The organism is Brevibacillus sp. JNUCC-41 (assembly GCF_014844095.1).
GTDB lineage: Bacteria > Bacillota > Bacilli > Bacillales > DSM-1321 > Peribacillus > Peribacillus aracenensis.
Genome location: NZ_CP062163.1, coordinates 1,696,446 through 1,715,594, shown reverse-complemented (window position 1 = coordinate 1,715,594; position 19,149 = coordinate 1,696,446). Strand labels below are relative to the sequence as shown.

The window sequence follows — 19,149 nt, the reverse complement described above, 5'->3', positions numbered from 1 at the left end:
TATTGAACCTCCCAATTAATTTGAAAAAATCCCTACGTTTCATCATACTAAAATCTGCACGGGATTGCTATCTAATCTATTAATTTACATATATGTGGGCGCGGGGAGCCCTGTTCGATCTGTTTATCAATGCCATGCTGTGCATTATCGCCCTGTCATAAATTATATGAGATAATAGAGGAACCAGTTTAAAAGCGAAAGGATGTTATTATGAGTAAAACAGTCGTACTGGCCGAGAAACCTTCGGTCGGAAGAGATATAGCTAAAGTGCTGAATTGCGGGAAAAAGGGTAATGGCTTTTTTGAAGGCGAACAGTATATCGTCACTTGGGCACTAGGTCATTTGGTCACCCATGCAGATCCGGAATCTTATGATGAAAAATATAAAACGTGGCGCCTTGAGGACCTGCCCATGTTGCCGCCTACTTTGAAATTGGTCGTCATCAAGCAATCAGGCAAACAATTTCAATCGGTTAAAACACAATTGAACCGCAAGGATGTCAAGGATGTCATCATTGCAACGGATGCAGGCCGTGAAGGGGAACTTGTTGCACGTTGGATTCTCGAAAAAGCGAATGTAAAGAAGCCCGTCAAACGGCTTTGGATTTCCTCTGTAACGGATAAGGCGATCAAAGATGGATTTAAAAACCTGAAGGATGGCAAGGAGTATGAAAACCTATTTGCCTCTGCTGTAGCAAGGGCGGAAGCGGACTGGATCGTTGGGATGAACGCGACACGTGCCCTGACGACCAAGCACAATGCCCAGTTATCCTGCGGGAGGGTCCAAACGCCGACGCTTGCGATGATCGCAAAAAAAGAAGAGGAAATAAAACAATTCCAGCCTAGGAAATATTATGGCGTTTCCGCAATTGCAGAAGCTAATTTGCGCCTGATTTGGCAGGATGCCCAATCAAAAGATATCCGCACATTCGATAAAAACAAGGCAGAAAAGGTTCTTGCAGCCGTGAAGGGGAAGAGTGCAGAAGTCGTTGAAGTTAACAAGTCCCATAAGAAAAGTTTTGCCCCTTCTTTATATGATTTAACTGAACTTCAACGGGACGCCAATAAGAAATTCGGCTATTCGGCGAAAGAGACGCTATCGATCATGCAGCGCTTATATGAAAGTCATAAAGTCCTGACTTATCCAAGGACGGATTCACGCTTTTTATCAACGGATTTGGTTGATACGCTAAAAGAAAGATTACAGGCTGTAAGCATTAAGCCATATGCCCAGTATGCATCGAGGATTCTGCGCAACCTGATTAAGGTCAATAAATCGTTCGTGGATGATAGCAAGGTTTCCGATCACCATGCAATCATCCCTACTGAGCAAACACCGCTGCCGGGAAAACTGAGCGACAAAGAATCGAAAATCTATGATTTGGTCGTGAAAAGGTTCCTTGCTGTATTGATGCCGCCTTTTGAATATGAACAAACGACCATCACCGCAAAAATGGGGCAGGAGACGTTCATGGCAAAAGGGAAGGTCGTCCTCAAGTCAGGTTGGAAGGAAGTTTATGATCACCAATTCGATGAGGAAGAAGCTAAAGATGGCCTTGCAGAGCAACTGCTTCCGAACGTTCAAAAAGGTGACAATTTAACCATTTCGACCGTGAAACAAACAGAGGGTGAAACGAAACCGCCGGAACCATTCAATGAAGGGTCGCTTCTTTCGGCAATGGAGAATCCTGCACGTTTCATGGCAGGGGAAAGCAAAGAGCTCATCAAGACCTTGGGTGAAACTGGCGGGATCGGAACTGTTGCAACGCGTGCTGACGTTATTGAAAAGCTGTTCAATAGCTTCCTGATTGAGAAGAGGGGAAAGGGCCTTCATGTTACCTCTAAAGGAAAACAACTTCTTCAATTGGCACCAGAAGACCTGAGATCTCCAGCTTTGACAGCTCAATGGGAGCAGAAGCTAACCGCGATTGCAAAAGGGAAGCTGCCAAAACAGACTTTCATCGGCGATATGCGCGCCTACGCCAAAAATATCGTCCATGAAATCAAAAATAGTGACCAAAAATTCAAGCATGATAACGTGTCAGGAACGAAATGTCCTGATTGCGGTAAGCTGATGCTTGAAGTGAATAGTAAAAAGGGAAAAATGCTTGTCTGCCAAGATCGAGAATGTGGCCACAAAAAAAGTGTTTCACGTGTAACAAATGCTAGATGCCCACAATGTCACAAAAAGATGGAAATGCGCGGTCAAGGAGAAGCACAGACATTCACCTGTAAATGCGGTTTTCATGAAAAACTTTCTTCTTACAATAAACGAAGAGGGCAAAATAAAAATCAAAAAGTATCCAAAAATGAAGTCTCCAATTATATGAAAAAGCAAAATAAAGAAGAGCCGATCAATACTGCCTTGGCGGATGCCTTGGCAAAACTGAAATTCGATAAATAAAAGAAAGGAGTCCTTCACCTCTAGCTCCATGGTGATAGGGCTCTTTTTTTATGGGGTTATTTGAAATGGCGAAATTCATATAAATGAAAATGACGGCAGAAAGGGATGGAGCGAGTGCTCCATCCCTTTCCATATATCTGCTTCTGTTAAACTTCATTCAGTACGGTGCCTTGTAATTCATATTCAAGTGTTTTGTCAGTGTGTGTGTTTTTATCCGAATCTACTCGTATGAGTGTACTGAATGGTTTCTGATCACCCGGACTGAAAATTGCTTCATCATTCTCTGGATTCCATAGGCTGTAAATACTCATGATCGTATCATCCTCCTTTGGATGAGAAGACTAGTAATTCCCATACTTGATCATCATCTAACGCTTCCATTGACTCTAACGCTGATCACCGGGACTAAACACCGCTGCGTCATTCTCTTTGTTCCATTGGCTTCTGATTGTACTCATCATGCACATCATCTCCTTTGGTGAGAATGTCTTACAGTATTTTTATACCCGGATGGGACAGGTTAAAACATATATTTTAAAAAAAGCATGATTTTATCCAGAAATCCATGTAATAAAACAAACCTCCATTTACAATCAAACAGTTTGAATTGTATTGTTCGTTTTTTTTGCGGGGATGTTCTTGAATTTGACAGTTTAATAAACCCGGTCAGTTGGAGCATGCCCACGTTTTCGTTAGCCCCTGGTGGACTTACTTTTTTATAAAGTAACGTTCTATTTCAATGAAAGGAAAAGTGAGAGGGCTTCGTATCCAGGTAACGTACATTTTCTGTAAGGGGGCCTGGTTGATAAGTTGGGAGAAGCACTGAACTCGTGAAATTTAAAGAACCTTTTCTACTATATTGACAAATCATTATTGTAAAGTGATATAATTTTAAATTGTATGCATGACGAAAAAGTAGGAGATAGAATCAAATGAAACAACCATTAATTAATATTGAGAGTAAATTCAGACCCGAGATCGAAGGGTTACGCGTTGTTGCGGCACTGCTGGTAGCGGTATATCATATATGGTTAAATCGTGTTTCCGGCGGGGTTGATGTATTCTTTGTAATTTCAGGTTTTCTTATTACCACTTCAATCGTTTCCACAATTAATCGAACAGGGGAATATCGTTTTCTGCCATATGTCACAAAGTTAATGAAAAGATTACTTCCTTCTGTATTTTTTATTCTTGCAATTGTTCTCGTTTTAAGTTGGTTTTTATTACCTAAATCAATTTTAGATAAAACTATACATGAAGTATTTGCCTCCATGTTTTTCTACCAAAACTGGCAATTGGCATTTTCGAGCACGGATTATTTAGATTCTAGCCAAATGAAATCGCCTGTTGAGCACTTTTGGGCTTTGTCCATACAAGGACAATTTTATATCATCTGGTTTTTGGTATTCACTTTAATTTTATTTTTAATAAAAAAATATAAATTAACTAAAGTAAAAACATTAATCAATGCTATTTTAGTCATATTATTTGTTTCTTCTTTTATATATTCGATATATTTAACCTCTGTCAATCAGCCATGGGCTTATTTCATTACGATGACACGTGTGTGGGAATTTGCTTTAGGCAGTTTGCTCTGCATCAATTTATCATCAATCAAGGTAAATAAATATATTGCTACAGTGATAGGCTGGCTGGGATTAATCGGATTAATTTTAACTGGAATAGTCTTCAATGTATCTGAAATGTTTCCAGGGTATATTGCCTTATGGCCAATGACCTGCGCATTATTCATTGTTTTGTCTGGTACACGCGATACGAAATATGGTGTCAAACGCTTTTTAGGTTCCCCGGTAATGGTGAAGCTAGGTGGAATAGCCTTTGGAATCTATTTGTGGCATTGGGTATTATTGGAGTTCTACCGTTATAATGTCCAGGAAACTCCAGGGTTCATCGTTGGAACTCTTATTATCATTTCATCAATTGCCCTTTCGTTTTTAATGACTCGATTTATAGAAGAACCAATCCGAAGCTCAAAGGACAACAAATTCTCATTCAAGAGAATCGGGTTAATGGGCAGTGTGAATGTACTCTTGATTGCATCTCTTTTAATTGGAGTATATATAGATAAAAATAAGCTAGAAAATAATATAAACGATAAAAATTATCCAGGAGCGTTAGCTGTAAAAAACCCTGACGATATACCTGATCAAGAACCAATTCCGTCATATTCTGAAGTCTTTGATGATTTACCAAAAGCGCATTTGGACGGCAGTAACCAAGGGTTAAAGGAAAGTGACTTGAAAATTGGGGAATATGGCAAAACTGAAAATTACGATGCTACAATTGCCCTGATCGGCAGTTCCCATTCAGAGCATTGGTTAGGTGCCATTTTAGAAGCAACAAAAGATGACAATTATCGTGTATTGAATATGACTCGTTCAGGTACACGTTTTTCAACAGGTTATGCGGATGATGATTTGAAAGGTATCTGGGTCAATAATGTTCTCGATTATCTAAAGGATGCAGATGTAGATCTTGTCATTTCTCACGCCACAGCTTCTGATTCGCCTAATAATAAAATACAACAACAAATGGTCGATCAGCTGCAGTATGTTAAAGATGAATATGGTATTGAAGTGTTAGCGATTCGTGATGATCCAAGATATAGCTTTAACGTGCTGGAATCATTAGAAACAGATGGACTAGAAGAAACTACAAAAAAAATGAATTCAGTAGATAATCAGAAAGACGAAAGCTTTTGGAGACAATTTGAAAAAGAGAATAAATCCTTGCATAAAATTGACTTAACAGATTACTTCAAAGTAAACGGTAAATTCCAGCCCATTATAGGTAATGTTATAATTTACCGTGACAATAGACATTTAACGAATACTTATTCTGAAAGTTTCGGACCTGTTTTTGAAGAAAAAATCAATGAGATAGGTTTAATTGAAAAGTAAGTATAGCTAATTGGAATTTGTAAATATAAACAGTGGTTATCTTCAAAATGAAAAATCTGAGTCCTGTAAAGGGCTCAGATTTTTTGATATTTATATGGCTTGATGAATTTGTGATTAAATTTGTCTAATGTCTAGTGGTCCCATGATTCACAGAAAAAACCCTGCTACGATGCAGAAAACTGCATTGTAACAGGGTTTTTGAAATTAGCGTCCCAGATAGGAATCGAACCTACGACCTACAGCTTAGGAGGCTGTCGCTCTATCCTGCTGAGCTACTGGGACATATATTTAAGTCGACGACTTATTTATTATATTTCTTATAGGCAAACTTTTCAAGCTTATAGCACATACTTATGAAAAAAATCTTCATAAATGCTCAGCAGGTAGCTATGCCCTTTTGTTTTCCTATTAATTCTTTAAATGGAATACTTTATTATCGAATAGTATTCTGATACTATTATACTAGAAAAAATTAGGGGAATGATAGTGAAAAGATATAGAGTTTTATGGATGGTGGCATTGCTGGGGATTTTAATTTTACCTGGTTGTTCACAAAGGATTGTAGAGGGTATAGGCATAAAAACGGCTGCACCGATTGCGGAAGATGACATTGAAGTGGTCGAAGCGGCCGAGAATGGGACCGGTCAGGATTTGGATGGCCAAATCGATACGGGAGACTGGATAATGGCCAAGTCCGCGGTACAGCTTCCAATCTTGATGTATCACAGCATTTCTGAAGGGAATGGACTTCGGGTTCCAATTGAGGAATTCCGAGCACAGATGGCTTGGCTTCGGGAGAATGGTTACTATACATTATCCCCTGAAGAAGCATACCTCGTTTTAACCGAGAATCGGATGCCAAGTGAGAAGTGCGTCTGGCTTACTTTTGACGATGGCTATACAGATAACTACACAGAGGCTTTTCCGATATTAAAGGAAAATGATATGAAAGCAACTGTCTTCATGATCGGTAAGTCCATTGATAAAGGTCATCACCTGACTGAAGATCAAATGTTGGTGATGAGCAGGAATGGGATTTCGATCGAAAGCCATACCATCAACCATTTGGAGCTGAACCGCATGACGGCAGTGCAGCAAGAAGCGGAAATGGTTCAGTCGAAAGAGCTATTCGACCGTATGCTCGACCAGGACACGACAGTGCTCTCCTATCCGGTTGGCCGGTATAATGAAGAGAGTCTAGCGCTGTCAGAAGAAGCGGGATACAAGATGGCAGTCACCACCGAACCTGGGGGAGCTTCAAGGGACCAAGGGATGCATGCCCTGCATCGGGTTCGGATTTCACCCGGGTTATCAGTCGATGGGTTTGCGTCACTGGTTGAAAATGCTTCAAATCATTGAAGGTGGAAGGCTCATTTCGAACTTGTTCAGAAAAATCATATAATAATCGATTCTTACATGGTGTATAATGAAGGCAGTGAAAATTATATACATATGAACGATTTGGTGTCGTAATGACTTAAAAGGGAAGCTGGTGAAATGCCAGCGCGGTCCCGCCACTGTATATGGGAGCTGACGGCTGTGTACCACTGTATGAGATATGGGAAGGTGCCGTTGACGATGACCATGAGCCAGGAGACCTGCCAAAATTCGTACACCTGTAACCTACGCGGATGGGAAGGTGTGTGGCAGACCCTAAGAAAGAGTCCGTAATGATATTGTTGCCATGCAAGCACCTTCCGTTTAACGGGAGGTGCTTTTTGTTTTGGGGCATCTTCCAACAATGCGTTTTCTTTATTAAGGTGGGAAGAAATTAAATGAAAAGATTGTGGGGAATGAAAATGAAGAAGATTTTTGGTCTGATACTGTTGATGTTGCTTACTGCAGGATTGATGGTTGGCTGCAGTGACGCTGCTGATGAAGGAAAAGAAAAGCAACAAACGAATCATGCTCAACACGAAGCTTTCCCGATTACGATTAAAGATGCAACTGGGGAAAAAGTGACGATAGAACAAAAACCGAAGAAAATCGTTTCGTTGATACCAAGTAATACGGAAGTGGTCTTTGCACTTGGTTTGGGTAAAAATGTCGTTGGTGTATCCGATAATGATAATTACCCGGAAGAAACGAAAGAAATTGAAAAAGTTGGCGGAATGGAAATGAACACGGAGCTGATTGTCTCCATGAAACCGGATCTTGTTCTTGCACATGCATCAAGTGCCCATAATTCAAATGAGGGTTTACAGCAACTTAAGGATGCTGGAATAGATGTCCTTGTAGTCAATGATGCACAAAGTTTTGACCAAGTCTATGAGTCTATTGAAATGATTGGACAGGCAACGGGAGAACATGATAAGGCAAAAGAAATCATTACGGATATGAAAACGAAGCTCAAGGACATTCAGGAAAAGGCCAAATCCATAAAGGAAGCGGATAGGAAGACCGTTTTAGTGGAAGTTTCGCCTTCACCAGAAATATACACACCAGGAAAAAATACTTTCATGAATGAGATGCTTAACATTATATCAGCGGATAATGCTGCTGCTGAATTGGACGGATGGGCAAAAATTGATGAAGAGTCGATGATTGCTGCAAATCCGGATGTCATCATTACAACATATGGTTACTATGCGAAAGATTCAGTGAGTGAAGTGACGGGCCGAAAAGGATGGCAAGACGTAAATGCTATTAAGAATGGCCAAGTCTTTGATGTCCATTCAGACTTGGTAACCCGTTCCGGTCCACGTTTAATAGAGGGAGTAGAGGAACTTGCCAAATCAGTCTATCCGAACCAATTTGACAACTAAATGGGCGTTTGCTTATTTGATTGCGTTGTTCATTTTGTTATTCGCGATGACGATAGGCATTTCCTTTGGTTCGGTGCCAGTACCGATTCCCGTACTTATACAAATAATCGGCAAGGAGATTTTCCATTTGCCGATTTCTGCTGATCCGGATGTGATGCTTACGAATATCGTGATGAACATCCGCCTGCCGCGCGTATTGCTTGCGGGTTTGGTCGGGGCATCACTTGCGATTGCGGGTGCGGCTTTTCAGGGACTGCTCCGGAACCCGCTTGCTGATCCTTACACATTGGGTATTTCATCAGGAGCATCGGTCGGCGCCGTATTGACAATATTCTTGAATATTTCACTGCCGTTCATCGGTTTATATACTCTTCCGGCATTGAGCATCTTATGCTCAGTGCTCACGATGCTTTGCGTACTTACTTTCGCAAAAAAAATGGATCGATCGATGAAAGTGGAAACGATCATTTTAACGGGAATCATTTTCAGCTCATTTTTAAGTGCCTTCATTTCATTGATGATTGCGCTGACCGGTGATGAATTAAGACAAATCATCGGCTGGCTGATGGGAAGCGTTTCAATGCGAGGTTGGAATTACATTGCAATCATTTTGCCGTTTTTTATCATTGGATCATTGATTTTGATCATGAATACAAGTGAATTGAATGCGATGACTTTCGGGGAAGACCGGGCAAAGCACTTAGGTGTGAATGTTAAGCGGCGGAAAATGTGGATCTTGATAGCCGGTTCGACATTGACAGGGGCAGCCGTTGCCGTTTCAGGGGCGATTGGCTTTGTAGGATTGGTCATTCCTCATTTTGTCCGAAAGATTTGGGGGCCTGACCATAAACATCTACTTCCGTTGTCATTGTTGGTAGGAAGCGGATTCTTAATATTGGCGGATTTTGTGGCACGAACGATCATTGCCCCATCGGAACTGCCGATCGGGGTGATCACCTCACTTATCGGGGCACCTGCATTTGCGCTGATTTTATTAAAGAGACGGAGAGAAGGGTAAAAACGGATGCTTGAAGTAAGAGGGTTAACAGGTGGATATCATAACAAAGCTGTTTTGGACTCTGTCTCTTTTGATGTACATAAAGGGGAATTATTCGGGATTCTTGGTCCAAATGGCAGCGGAAAAACGACGCTTTTAAGCATGCTTAGCGGGGTGCTCGATTATAAAGGCGGAAGCGTACGCATTAGAGGTAGGGATTTGAAGGATTATTCGTCAAAACAACTTGCACAGGTCATTGCTGTGCTCCCTCAACATTCCTCATTAGCTTTCTCCTATACAGTAAAAGAGACAGTCTCACTTGGTCGATATGCCCATCAATCAGGTTGGTTCCATAGTTGGTCCGCAGAAGATGAATCGATTGTCCAACGAGTTATGGAACAAACGGGAGTAGCTGATTTTCAGGACCTTCATTTTGAACGATTATCAGGAGGGGAGAGACAAAGGGTCTTGCTGGCACAGGCACTTGCCCAAGAGCCGGAAATCCTTTTTTTGGATGAACCTACGAACCACTTGGATCTCTCCTATCAAAAAGATCTTCTGGATTTAATGAGGAAAATGGCAAAAGAGCAGAAGTTGACCGTTATTTCAATTTTTCATGATTTGAATTTGGCTGGATTATATTGTGATCGGCTTATGTTGCTTGAGAAAGGGCAGATTCAGGTTGTTGATGTGCCGAACGAAGTGCTCCAACAGGAACGGATTCAGGATGTATATCATACGACGATCGAAAAACATCCACATCCCGCCCTTCCGAAACCGCAGATGTTCATCGTTCCGGAAAAGCATGGCCATGATTTTATCCCATTGGAAATCGATGTTTCTTATTTGACAGTCGGTCAAGAGATGATTCAATTGGATTCTCCGATTCCGCTTAGAACGATGTCTTCTGGAGTGACTGGTTCAGGGACGGGCTGGCATAAATATTTTGTGAATAGGCACGTCCATCATGGTTATGATTGCGAGGATCATCATGTTGAAATGGCCGACTATTTAAGGACTCATGGTTTTGAACCTCAGGAAACGGTAGGGATGATGACAGCCGTCTTTCTCGACACGGTTGCTTTCAAGCTATTTAGAGCTGAAGATTTCTCGGTTTTCATTATCGTGACGGCTGGTGTAGGCAATGCCATCGACGCTTCTTTAGCAGACCGGCATTCTTGGAGTTCCGCTCCAGGAACGATAAATACTTGGATATTCGTAAATGGCCATTTGGCAGAAGAGGCTTTCATCCACAGCATAGTTACTGCGACCGAGGCAAAGGTAAAAGCACTTCATGATTTGCATGTCATGGATAAGGTGACAAATACATGTGCAACAGGAACATCGACAGACAGCATTTTGATTGCGGCAACTCAAAGAGGGGCAAAGCTTCAATATGCGGGCACCATCACTCCATTAGGGAAGATGATCAGCCGCGGTGTTTATGATTGTACAGTGGAAGCAGTAAAGAATACTCGGAAACGGATTGAGGATTTATGATTTATCATCATCTTTTGGCAGTTACGCTGGCGTTTTTCCTTGATCTATTAATTGGTGATCCGCCAAATTGGCCGCATCCAGTCAAATGGATAGGAACGATGATAAGCAAGTTGGACCTGGTATTCAATAAAGGGGCATATAAGAAACGGAATGGATTCTTCATGTTAATCATCGTCGTATCGGCGGTGATATTGATTACTGGTCTTACCGTCTATTTGGCTTATCGGATCCACCCGCTTGCAGGCATCCTTTGGGAAGCTGTTGTCATTTCCACTACGATAGCTCAGAAGGGCTTGAAGCAAGCTGGGATGGATGTTTGCAATCCGCTTAATGAACGGGATTTACCTGAAGCGAGGCTAAAGCTTTCCTATATCGTTGGCCGTGATACTGCTGATCTTGATGAATCCGAAATAGTCAGGGGCACCGTGGAAACCGTAGCGGAAAATACCAGTGATGGGATTACGGCACCGATGTTCTGGGCAGCATTTGGCGGTGCGCCGCTCGCGATGATGTACAGGGCGATTAATACCTGCGATTCCATGGTAGGGTACAAAAATGATAAATATGGGCAATTCGGCTGGGCTTCAGCCAAGCTCGATGATATCGTCAACTGGATTCCCAGCCGCCTCACCGGATTCCTGATGTTGCTGAGCTCGGAATCCGGCTATCATGGATTTGGTGCCAGATGGAAGATATTATTCAATGACGCAAAAAAACATCCAAGCCCGAATAGCGGGTGGTGTGAAGCAGGTGTTGCTGCCATTTTGGGAATACAGCTTGGAGGCCGGAATATGTACAAAGGAATTGTTTCCGACCGTGCGAGGATGGGAGTTCCGCTTGTTCGATTGGAAGCAAAACATATACCAAAAACGATTACCATCATGCATCGGTCATCTTTTCTATTTCTGCTGATGCTATGGCTAGGGGGACTTATTCTTGACATTACCTTCTCATGGCTCTAATCCTCATTATCTTTACGAAGCGATGGAAATCGAGATGCCTGAATCGATTATCGACTTTAGTGCCAATATCAACCCATTGGGTCCGCCTTTATGCATAAAGGAACAGTGGTCTGGGTTTTTTGAAGGAATCCTTCAATACCCAGATCCGCATGCCATTGAACTGACAAAAACAATGGCAAAAAAAGAAGCGCTTCCTGAGCAATCCGTTTTGATGGGGAACGGTGGTGCTGAAATCATCATGTTGGTAGCGAACGGATTAGCCAATAAAAGGGTGCTAATCATTCAGCCGGCATTTGCGGAATATGCTGAAGCTTGTTTGGCAGCAGGATGTAAGGTCGATTTTCACCAGCTTGATGCTCCTGAGTGGCAATTGGACTTGGATCGATTGATTCCCCGATTACCCGAATATGATGCAATTTTCTTATGTACCCCTAATAATCCGACGGGTGTTTCATTTGAGCGGGATGCAGTTAGGGAATTGATCATTGAATGCCAAAAGGCGGACTGCCTGGTAGTCCTGGATGAGGCTTTTTATGATTTTACTGAGGATGCCTTTAGTTATGCTTCTTTAATCAAAATATTTCCACATTTACTCATTCTAAGATCAATGACTAAAATCTTTGCAATTCCGGGTTTGAGACTGGGCTATTTGCTTGCGGCACCTGACATCATAAAACGGGTAAGAAATTATAAACCGCATTGGAGCGTCAACCATGTGGCACTTGAAGTAGGGAAAATCTGTCTTGCAGAAGAGGCTTATATGAGAAAGACAAGAGACTATATTGCAGGGCAAAAGCAAAAACTATTCCGGTTTTATGAGGAGCAAGGGTTGAATGTCTCTGATAGCACAGTCAATTTTTATTTGGTGAAGGATGAATCCTTATCCCTTTTCCCCTTTTTGCTGAAAAAAGGAATCGTACCGCGCCATACCTATAATTTTCCCGGTTTGGATGGAAGGTGGCTTCGGTTTGCAGTGAAGAGTGAACATGATAACGAAGCATTGATGGAGGGGGTAAGACAGTGGGTAAGGCAAGGCTCTGTTTTATAACCGGGGGTGTCCGTTCCGGTAAAAGCAGCTTCGCAGAAAGAAAAGCCCTGGAGTATGCACTCCAAACGGATGGGAACTTGCATTACCTAGCCTGTGGCCGTAACAGTGATGTGGAGATGGGTGAACGCATCCTTAGGCACCGGAAGGATAGAGAAAGCAGCTCGATTGCTTGGAAAACTTCCGAATACGCAACGGATATTACAAGGATAGGGGAGGACATTGATCAGGATTCCATCATTCTGCTCGATTGTCTGACAACCCTGCTTGATAACGAGCTATTTGGCCCTGGTATTCCGCTTGAAGAAGAATTTTTAGATAGCGTTTTTTCAAAAATAATAACCGGAATCAATGAGATAAGAAAACAATCCAGCTGTTTAATAGTCGTGAGCAATGAATTGGTGCAGGAACCGATTTTCCAGGATGATTTCCTTCATATATACGGAAAAACACTGGGCCAGCTTCATCAAACGATCGTCGGGCAGGCCGATGAAGCCTATCTTGTAGAAGCGGGAATTCCATTGCGGAAGAAAGGGTGCATGCAGGAATGAGCGGAGTGATCGGGTTTTTAATTAACCTGCAGTTCTTTACGGTTTTTCCAATAAAGAAGCAGCTTCCGATGGAGAAGAAATATATTCACCGTGCCATTCAAACCTTTCCGTTGGTAGGTCTTTTGCTAGGCTTGATATTGGGCGGTGTTTTGTATGCGCTCGTGGAATGGACCCCATTGTCATCGCTTGCGATTGCCTTTTTCCTTTGGTTTTTGACGATGGCATTAACGGGAGGTTTGCATCTCGATGGCTGGATCGATGCAAGTGATGCTTTTTTTTCCTATCAGGATAAAGAGCGGCGATTGGAAATCATGAAGGATTCCAGGACAGGTGCATTCGGTGTCATCTCCGTCATAGTCCTATTGGCCGCCCGGTTTCTATTTATCTATGAAATTGTCGAAAGGGTAAATGAATGGACATACTTCCTGATCATTGCCCTTCCACTTTTAAGCAAATGCGTGATGGGTTATTTGCTCATCCGGATGCCGCTGGCTAAAAAAGAGGGGCTCGGTGCTTTTTTTCAAAGTGCAGTAAAGAAAAGCAGTTTGCCCATTTATTGGCTGTACCTTCTTGTAAGTCTGGCGGTTGCCTGGATCATCGATCTTAAGCTTGTCACCTTATTTTTCATCATGTGTCTGGCTGCGGTATTTTTCCTGGTTTATATAAAACGTAAAATCGTCAGTTGGTTCGGTGGGATAACGGGGGATGTACTGGGGGCATCCGTGGAAGGGGTTGAGCTTTGGTTATGGCTGATATTGTGGCTATTACACTACTTCGCCATGGGCTGACGGAAGCAAATGAGCGAAAGGCCTACTTAGGCTGGACCGATTCCCCATTAAGCATCAAAGGAGAAAAGGAGATACTGGAATTAAGAGGCTCTTACCCAAAGTATGAAAAAATTCACAGCAGTGATTTGCCCCGCTGTGTGGAAACTGCACGACTGCTGTTTCCAAATGCAGTTCCAGTCAAAAATCCTTTGTTCCGTGAAATGAACTTCGGCAGTTGGGAAGGTCGGACATATCAGGAGTTGAAGACAGATCGAGATTATCTTAATTGGCTGGAACATCCCATGGAGGCCCTTGTGCCCGGGGGTGAAAGCTATCCGGCATTTTCCGAGCGTGTGAATAATGGCTGGAACCATTTGATTGCCTGTAAGGAAAACCGAATTGCCCTAATGACACATGGAGGGGTAATTCGTGATTTACTGGTCCGCCATGCGCCGAAGGAAAAGTCCTTTTTTGATTGGGGAATTTCCCATGGCAAGGGTTATGAGCTGATATGGGAAGACCGGGAAAGCTTAAGGAGGGGAGAACGCTGCACTTTGTTACAGGAGGCGCCTATAATGGAAAAACTAAATGGGTAAAGCAATTGTATGGTTTGGAAAATGATGTCCTTTGGTTATCCGGTTATCGAAAAGAACAGCCTGAATTGATTGGTTTTCAAGGCAAGACTGTTGTATTGCAAGGGTTGGATGCATGGATTCAGAAAGATGCAGAAAAGATGGATTCAGATTCGATTCGAAAAAGATGGAAGGAAATCATGGCTGATTGGCGAATATGGGAGAAAGAAAAGGATGAACACAATTGCATTGTGATCGGTTCTGATATCTCCAAAGGCATTGTCCCGATCGAAGCAAAAGATCGCAGATGGCGCGATGCCTGCGGATGGGTCTTTCAAGATGTAGCATCCATATCCAGCCGCGTTGATATCATCTGGTATGGAATGAACCAGCAAATAAAGTAGAGGAGGCAATTGGGATGAAAATCTATACACGTACAGGGGATAAGGGACAAACAAGCGTAATCGGAGGTCGGCTTGATAAGGATGACATCCGTGTTGAATCTTATGGAACGGTCGATGAAGTGAATAGCTATATCGGCCTTGCGGTGACAGAATTGGATTCAGCGATATTTACGGATGTACTGGCCGATCTAGAGAAAATCCAGCATGAGTTGTTTGACTGCGGCGGTGATTTGGCAACCGTTTCCGAGAAGGCCCCACAGAAGCTGACGGAGGAGGCCATTACCTATTTGGAAGAACGAATAGATGCCTTCATACTTGAAGCGCCGGAATTGGAAAAGTTCATCCTGCCTGGCGGCTCAAAAGCGGCTGCAACCATTCACATCGCCCGTACCGTTACAAGAAGGGCGGAACGATTGGTCGTTTCATTGATCAAGTCTGGTGCGGCCGTTTCACCATTATCACTTCAATATTTAAATCGTTTGTCGGATTACTTCTTTGCTGTTGCACGTGTGATCAACTTCCGTCTTGGTGTGAAAGATGTGGAATATATCCGCAGCGCAAATGTATTCCGTGGAGGGAAAAGAAAGGAAAAAGAGTAAACATGGATGTAAGAAAAATTAGTGCAATTGCTATATTCATTGCCTTATCGGCGGTAGGGGCAATGATTAAAATCCCTTCCCCGATCGGTAGTATCGCCTTGGATAGTTTTCCAGCCCTTTTGGCGGCTGTCATACTTGGACCGGTATCGGGGGCTATTGTAGCTGGCCTTGGCCATATCATTTCAGCGTTATTCGGCGGCATGCCACTTGGGCCATTCCATTTTTTGATCATGGTCGAAATGGCGGTCCTGACATGGATGTTTAGCATTTTATATATAAACGGAAAAAAAATAGGCGCATTTTTCCTCTTCTTTATCGGTAATGCCTTCATTTTAGCCCTGCCTTTCGCATTTCTGATCAGCCCTGGTTTTTACACGTTATTGGTTCCGGGATTGACGGCAGCGACGGCGGTAAATGTAGCATTGGCTGGCCTTTTACTGCCACGCTTGGAGCCTGTCTTGAAAAAAATGATTTTTAAAGATGGACTCGCAGAATGAGTGATTCATTGATTTTGCCATTTTCCGAATCAGATTCTTTGATTATTTCAAGTGATAATAGCGGCGGAATCGGCCTGAAGGAAAAAGATCTTGTCCATGTCCCTTATGAGGTCGTTGGATATTATTCCTTTCGGGTTGCCGCTATGGAATGTTTGGGCGCTGGCGGGAGTCCAGTGTCCGTCGTTCTAAATAATTTCTGCGGCGATCAGGCCTGGGAGGACTTGACCAGGGGTGTCAGGAAGGGGCTGAATGAATTGGGAATGGAGGATCTCCCCATTACAGGCAGCACTGAAAGTAACATGCCGCTTCTTCAATCAGCACTTGGACTTATGGTCATCGGTAAACGAACGAATGAATCCGTTAAAAAGCAGCATCCTTTACGGAAAATAGCTCTGATCGGCAGGCCGCTCGTTGGAGAAGAAGTAATGGACCAGCAAGAATGGGTCGCGCCGTTATCTTTATATAAAAGCCTTTGTGAAATGGAAGGTGTTCAGGCACTTCCCGTCGGTTCAAAAGGGATAGCATATGAATGGGGGCATCTGGATCAAAGTGGTGAAGGTGTTTCCGTGCATATAAGTAATAAAGTCGATATTGCAAAATCATCAGGACCATCCACATGCTTCCTCATTGCTTATCCTGAACAACTGGAGGAAGAAATCAAGCACCGATCCGGTCCTCTTTTTATTGGTGAATGATATTTCAAGACTGAATCAGGTATCGAGTTTAGTTCACAATGAACTGGTTCGATGCTTTTTTCTTTGAGAGCCCACTTTTATGGATTCCTTTCCTTTCCCTTCCTGATTTAAGATGTTTAGTTTTCTTGATCATTATCTTGGCCAAAGTAAAATGGCACCCATGTATTGCGTTACTTCTCGCCTCCGTCGTTTTAGGGATTATCGCACGTATGGATATTCCGGATGTTGCAGATGCTGTTCAGACAGGGGCAGGTAATAATTTTGGTTAGATAGTACTCATTGTCGGTTTAGGTACCATGCCTGGAAAGGCGATGGCCAAGTGTGAAAATAGGAATTCCCATGTTAACTGGTCCTATTTTTGGTTCCTGCATATCTAAAAGAATGGATGGACAAGCACCCGAGTGGTCAGCGGATCAATTCTCCAATATACATAACCGTGAGCACCCAGGTTTCGGCATTACATTGATCATGATTTTAATGCCGTTCTTACTAATGTTGATCGGAGCTTTCGGTGCTGTGTTTGGTGAAGATTCAATATTGGATGATGTGATTGCCTTCATTGGAAAACCGATCATCCCCTTATGTTTCTGTGGTAGTTTCATTCTTTACATTAGGTTGAGCTAAAGGTTTTAATAAAGAAGAGCTAAGCAGATTCATGGCCGCCCTGCCTCGCCCCAACTGGATCCATCATCTTGATTATTGGAGCCGGCCATGCATTTAAAAATGCATGGGGGTGAAGCCGGATTTTGGATGATCAAAAAGCTTTTTTTAACAGGCGCGCAAACGTTAAATTCTTGGACGGTTATGGAAACGATTATATCAGTCGTTTCACTTATCCTAATCTTACTATTGAATTCAATTGTTTAAGAGAAAGGAGCATGATGTAAATATGGGACATTCAGGTTATATGATGGGAATCGATATTGGTACGACGAGTACGAAGGTCGTTCTTTTTTCTAAAGGGGGGGAGGTTGTCCAATCTTGTTCGAGGGGATATCCTCTTCACAGTCCAACTCCTTCCGTTGCGGAACAAGATCCCGAGGAGATTTATAAAGCGGTCATCATTGCAATAGGCGAGGTTATGATTGCAAGCGGAATAGAAAAGCAAGAACTAGGCTTCATATCCTTCAGTTCGGCGATGCATAGCTTGATCGCAATTGGTAAAGACGGTAACCCTCTGACGAATAGTATTACATGGGCAGATAATCGAAGTGTTGCCTATGCGGGGAAATTGAAGGCTTCGGAACAGGGGATGCAATTGTATCACAGAACGGGAACACCCATTCACCCAATGTCGCCAATCACGAAAGTAATGTGGTTAAGAAATGAGCATCCCGGGATTTTTAACGAAACGGAAAAATTTATAGGAATAAAAGAATACATCATCTATAAATTTTTCAATGAGTATGTGATGGATTATTCACTCGCATCTGCAACGGGCATGTTCAACTTGAATGACCTGAAGTGGGATGAAGAGGCACTCACCATCGCTGGAATCGGGGCTGACAAGCTGCCGGCGCTTGTCCCTACGACCCATATCCTCTCAGGCTTAAGTGAGGAATTAGCTGCAAAAATGAACATTCATGCTGGTACTCCGTTTGTGATTGGCGCGAGTGATGGCGTACTTGCCAACTTGGGGCAAAACGCAATCAAGCCAGGTGTTCTGGCAGTGACAATCGGAACGAGCGGTGCGGTAAGGACCGTCAGTGACCGGCCGCTTACCGATCCCAAAGGCAGGACATTTTGCTATGCCCTTACTGAGAATCATTGGGTAATCGGCGGACCGGTCAATAATGGGGGAATCACCTTCCGATGGGCCCGCGATCAATTGGGCCGTATGGAAATCGAAAAAGCGAAGGCTTCGGGACAGGACTCCTATGAGATTCTGACGGATATGGCTTCTAATATTGCACCTGGTTCAGATGGGTTGATATTCCACCCGTATATGGCAGGGGAACGGGCACCATTATGGAGTGCCGATGCAAGGGGCTCCTTCTTTGGGTTGGCGCTTCATCACACTCGTGACCATATGGTCCGGGCAGTGCTGGAGGGTGTCATGTATAATTTGTACAGCGTCCTTATTGCTGTAAAGGAGCTGACTGGTGCTCCCGAGAAGATTCATGCAAGCGGCGGATTTGTCCGGTCGAAGCTCTGGCGCCAAATCATGGCTGACATATTCAATCAAAACGTGACAATTCCTGAAAGCTTTGAGAGTTCGAGCTTAGGTGCCGCCGTTCTTGGATTATATGCTTTAGGCGAAATCGAAGGCCTTGATGAGGTTGAGGGTATGGTTGGTGAAACGAATGAACTTATCCCAATCGAAGAGAACGTTAAAGTGTATGAAGAGTTAATGTCGATTTATTTATCCGTGAGCAGGCAATTGGAAGGCGACTACAAGAGGATCGCTGATTTCCAAAGACGCCATTTAGAATAATTTGTAGGGAAAGCACAGATGAATAAGCACTGTGCTT

The 19,149-nt window shown here is 43.0% G+C and carries 20 protein-coding genes, 1 tRNA gene and 1 riboswitch; of the genes, 19 read left to right on the top strand and 2 right to left on the bottom strand.

Translation table 11 applies throughout. The annotated features are described in order from the left end of the window. Positions 1-210 precede the first annotated feature (210 nt). A complete protein-coding gene (locus JNUCC41_RS08510) occupies positions 211-2,403 on the top strand; it encodes a DNA topoisomerase III (RefSeq protein ID WP_192207316.1) in 2,193 nt (730 codons plus the stop codon). 146 nt (positions 2,404-2,549) lie between these two features. Here the strand turns inward: JNUCC41_RS08510 and JNUCC41_RS08505 are convergent, their stop codons facing one another. Next, complete coding sequence (locus JNUCC41_RS08505; RefSeq protein ID WP_192207315.1) at positions 2,550-2,714, bottom strand: hypothetical protein; 165 nt, start codon at positions 2,712-2,714, stop codon at positions 2,550-2,552. A gap of 621 nt (positions 2,715-3,335) precedes the next feature. On the opposite strand from JNUCC41_RS08505, the gene JNUCC41_RS08500 reads away from it, so the two are divergent. Further along, on the top strand, positions 3,336-5,324 hold the full coding sequence (locus JNUCC41_RS08500) for an acyltransferase family protein (protein ID WP_192207314.1): 1,989 nt from the start codon (positions 3,336-3,338) through the stop codon (positions 5,322-5,324). A gap of 208 nt (positions 5,325-5,532) precedes the next feature. Here the strand turns inward: JNUCC41_RS08500 and JNUCC41_RS08495 are convergent. Continuing rightward, positions 5,533-5,606 (bottom strand) — tRNA-Arg (locus JNUCC41_RS08495). Between the two features lie 204 nt (positions 5,607-5,810). On the opposite strand from JNUCC41_RS08495, the gene JNUCC41_RS08490 reads away from it, so the two are divergent. The 17 genes from JNUCC41_RS08490 to gntK all read left to right on the top strand — a co-directional run bounded on the left by JNUCC41_RS08490 (position 5,811) and on the right by gntK (position 19,112). After that, complete coding sequence (locus JNUCC41_RS08490; protein ID WP_228467581.1) at positions 5,811-6,683, top strand: polysaccharide deacetylase family protein; 873 nt, start codon at positions 5,811-5,813, stop codon at positions 6,681-6,683. An 86-nt stretch (positions 6,684-6,769) separates the two neighbouring features. Next, positions 6,770-6,944, top strand: a riboswitch (cobalamin riboswitch). Positions 6,945-7,123: 179 nt separating this feature from the next. Continuing rightward, entirely contained in the window at positions 7,124-8,089 is a 966-nt protein-coding gene (locus tag JNUCC41_RS08485; RefSeq protein WP_192208098.1) for an ABC transporter substrate-binding protein, read from the top strand. After that, positions 8,052-9,107, top strand: a complete 1,056-nt coding sequence (locus tag JNUCC41_RS08480; RefSeq protein ID WP_076368413.1) for a FecCD family ABC transporter permease — start codon at positions 8,052-8,054, stop codon at positions 9,105-9,107. Before JNUCC41_RS08485 ends, JNUCC41_RS08480 begins: the two co-directional genes overlap by 38 nt. A gap of 6 nt (positions 9,108-9,113) precedes the next feature. Next, on the top strand, positions 9,114-10,586 hold the full coding sequence (locus JNUCC41_RS08475; RefSeq protein WP_192207313.1) for a heme ABC transporter ATP-binding protein: 1,473 nt from the start codon (positions 9,114-9,116) through the stop codon (positions 10,584-10,586). Then, positions 10,583-11,548 carry an adenosylcobinamide-phosphate synthase CbiB gene (gene cbiB / locus JNUCC41_RS08470; protein ID WP_192207312.1) on the top strand — a complete coding sequence of 322 codons (966 nt, stop codon included), beginning with the start codon at positions 10,583-10,585 and terminating at the stop codon, positions 11,546-11,548. The genes JNUCC41_RS08475 and cbiB overlap by 4 nt, the downstream gene beginning before the upstream one ends. Continuing rightward, positions 11,523-12,596, top strand: coding sequence for a threonine-phosphate decarboxylase CobD (cobD, locus tag JNUCC41_RS08465; RefSeq protein ID WP_192207311.1), 1,074 nt, complete (start codon positions 11,523-11,525; stop codon positions 12,594-12,596). The genes cbiB and cobD overlap by 26 nt, the downstream gene beginning before the upstream one ends. Continuing rightward, positions 12,569-13,144 (top strand): bifunctional adenosylcobinamide kinase/adenosylcobinamide-phosphate guanylyltransferase, encoded by a 576-nt coding sequence (locus tag JNUCC41_RS08460; protein WP_192207310.1) that lies wholly within the window; start codon positions 12,569-12,571, stop codon positions 13,142-13,144. Before cobD ends, JNUCC41_RS08460 begins: the two co-directional genes overlap by 28 nt. Continuing rightward, positions 13,141-13,932, top strand: a complete 792-nt coding sequence (gene cobS / locus JNUCC41_RS08455; protein WP_192207309.1) for an adenosylcobinamide-GDP ribazoletransferase — start codon at positions 13,141-13,143, stop codon at positions 13,930-13,932. The genes JNUCC41_RS08460 and cobS overlap by 4 nt, the downstream gene beginning before the upstream one ends. Next, on the top strand, positions 13,890-14,507 hold the full coding sequence (locus tag JNUCC41_RS08450; RefSeq protein WP_192207308.1) for a histidine phosphatase family protein: 618 nt from the start codon (positions 13,890-13,892) through the stop codon (positions 14,505-14,507). Before cobS ends, JNUCC41_RS08450 begins: the two co-directional genes overlap by 43 nt. 5 nt (positions 14,508-14,512) lie before the next feature. Beyond that, positions 14,513-14,887, top strand: coding sequence for a bifunctional adenosylcobinamide kinase/adenosylcobinamide-phosphate guanylyltransferase (locus JNUCC41_RS08445; protein ID WP_228467580.1), 375 nt, complete (start codon positions 14,513-14,515; stop codon positions 14,885-14,887). Between the two features lie 14 nt (positions 14,888-14,901). Continuing rightward, a complete protein-coding gene (locus JNUCC41_RS08440; protein WP_063234218.1) occupies positions 14,902-15,486 on the top strand; it encodes a cob(I)yrinic acid a,c-diamide adenosyltransferase in 585 nt (194 codons plus the stop codon). 2 nt (positions 15,487-15,488) lie between these two features. Continuing rightward, entirely contained in the window at positions 15,489-15,983 is a 495-nt protein-coding gene (locus JNUCC41_RS08435) for an ECF transporter S component (protein WP_192207307.1), read from the top strand. Continuing rightward, a complete protein-coding gene (locus JNUCC41_RS08430) occupies positions 15,980-16,678 on the top strand; it encodes an ATP-binding protein (protein WP_192207306.1) in 699 nt (232 codons plus the stop codon). The genes JNUCC41_RS08435 and JNUCC41_RS08430 overlap by 4 nt, the downstream gene beginning before the upstream one ends. Positions 16,679-16,716: 38 nt before the next feature. Continuing rightward, entirely contained in the window at positions 16,717-16,947 is a 231-nt protein-coding gene (locus JNUCC41_RS26715) for a GntT/GntP/DsdX family permease (RefSeq protein WP_228467579.1), read from the top strand. 52 nt (positions 16,948-16,999) lie between these two features. Continuing rightward, positions 17,000-17,302, top strand: a complete 303-nt coding sequence (locus tag JNUCC41_RS26710) for a GntT/GntP/DsdX family permease (RefSeq protein WP_228467578.1) — start codon at positions 17,000-17,002, stop codon at positions 17,300-17,302. Between the two features lie 87 nt (positions 17,303-17,389). Then, positions 17,390-17,545, top strand: coding sequence for a GntT/GntP/DsdX family permease (locus tag JNUCC41_RS26705; protein ID WP_353618320.1), 156 nt, complete (start codon positions 17,390-17,392; stop codon positions 17,543-17,545). A 22-nt stretch (positions 17,546-17,567) separates the two neighbouring features. Continuing rightward, positions 17,568-19,112 carry a gluconokinase gene (gntK, locus tag JNUCC41_RS08420; protein ID WP_192207305.1) on the top strand — a complete coding sequence of 515 codons (1,545 nt, stop codon included), beginning with the start codon at positions 17,568-17,570 and terminating at the stop codon, positions 19,110-19,112. Positions 19,113-19,149 lie beyond the last annotated feature (37 nt).

Bases quoted from the DNA above. Each gene is read 5' to 3' on its own strand.
- gntK (WP_192207305.1), top strand. From the start codon at position 17,568: ATGGGACATTCAGGTTATATGATGGGAATCGATATTGGTACGACGAGT.
- JNUCC41_RS08500 (WP_192207314.1), top strand. From the start codon at position 3,336: ATGAAACAACCATTAATTAATATTGAGAGTAAATTCAGACCCGAGATC.
- cbiB (WP_192207312.1), top strand. From the start codon at position 10,583: ATGATTTATCATCATCTTTTGGCAGTTACGCTGGCGTTTTTCCTTGAT.
- JNUCC41_RS08430 (WP_192207306.1), top strand. From the start codon at position 15,980: ATGAGTGATTCATTGATTTTGCCATTTTCCGAATCAGATTCTTTGATT.
- JNUCC41_RS08485 (WP_192208098.1), top strand. From the start codon at position 7,124: ATGAAGAAGATTTTTGGTCTGATACTGTTGATGTTGCTTACTGCAGGA.
- JNUCC41_RS08450 (WP_192207308.1), top strand. From the start codon at position 13,890: ATGGCTGATATTGTGGCTATTACACTACTTCGCCATGGGCTGACGGAA.
- JNUCC41_RS08510 (WP_192207316.1), top strand. From the start codon at position 211: ATGAGTAAAACAGTCGTACTGGCCGAGAAACCTTCGGTCGGAAGAGAT.
- JNUCC41_RS08505 (WP_192207315.1), bottom strand. From the start codon at position 2,714: ATGAGTATTTACAGCCTATGGAATCCAGAGAATGATGAAGCAATTTTC.
- JNUCC41_RS08435 (WP_192207307.1), top strand. From the start codon at position 15,489: ATGGATGTAAGAAAAATTAGTGCAATTGCTATATTCATTGCCTTATCG.
- JNUCC41_RS08440 (WP_063234218.1), top strand. From the start codon at position 14,902: ATGAAAATCTATACACGTACAGGGGATAAGGGACAAACAAGCGTAATC.
- cobS (WP_192207309.1), top strand. From the start codon at position 13,141: ATGAGCGGAGTGATCGGGTTTTTAATTAACCTGCAGTTCTTTACGGTT.
- JNUCC41_RS26715 (WP_228467579.1), top strand. From the start codon at position 16,717: ATGAACTGGTTCGATGCTTTTTTCTTTGAGAGCCCACTTTTATGGATT.
- JNUCC41_RS08475 (WP_192207313.1), top strand. From the start codon at position 9,114: ATGCTTGAAGTAAGAGGGTTAACAGGTGGATATCATAACAAAGCTGTT.
- JNUCC41_RS26705 (WP_353618320.1), top strand. From the start codon at position 17,390: ATGCATTTAAAAATGCATGGGGGTGAAGCCGGATTTTGGATGATCAAA.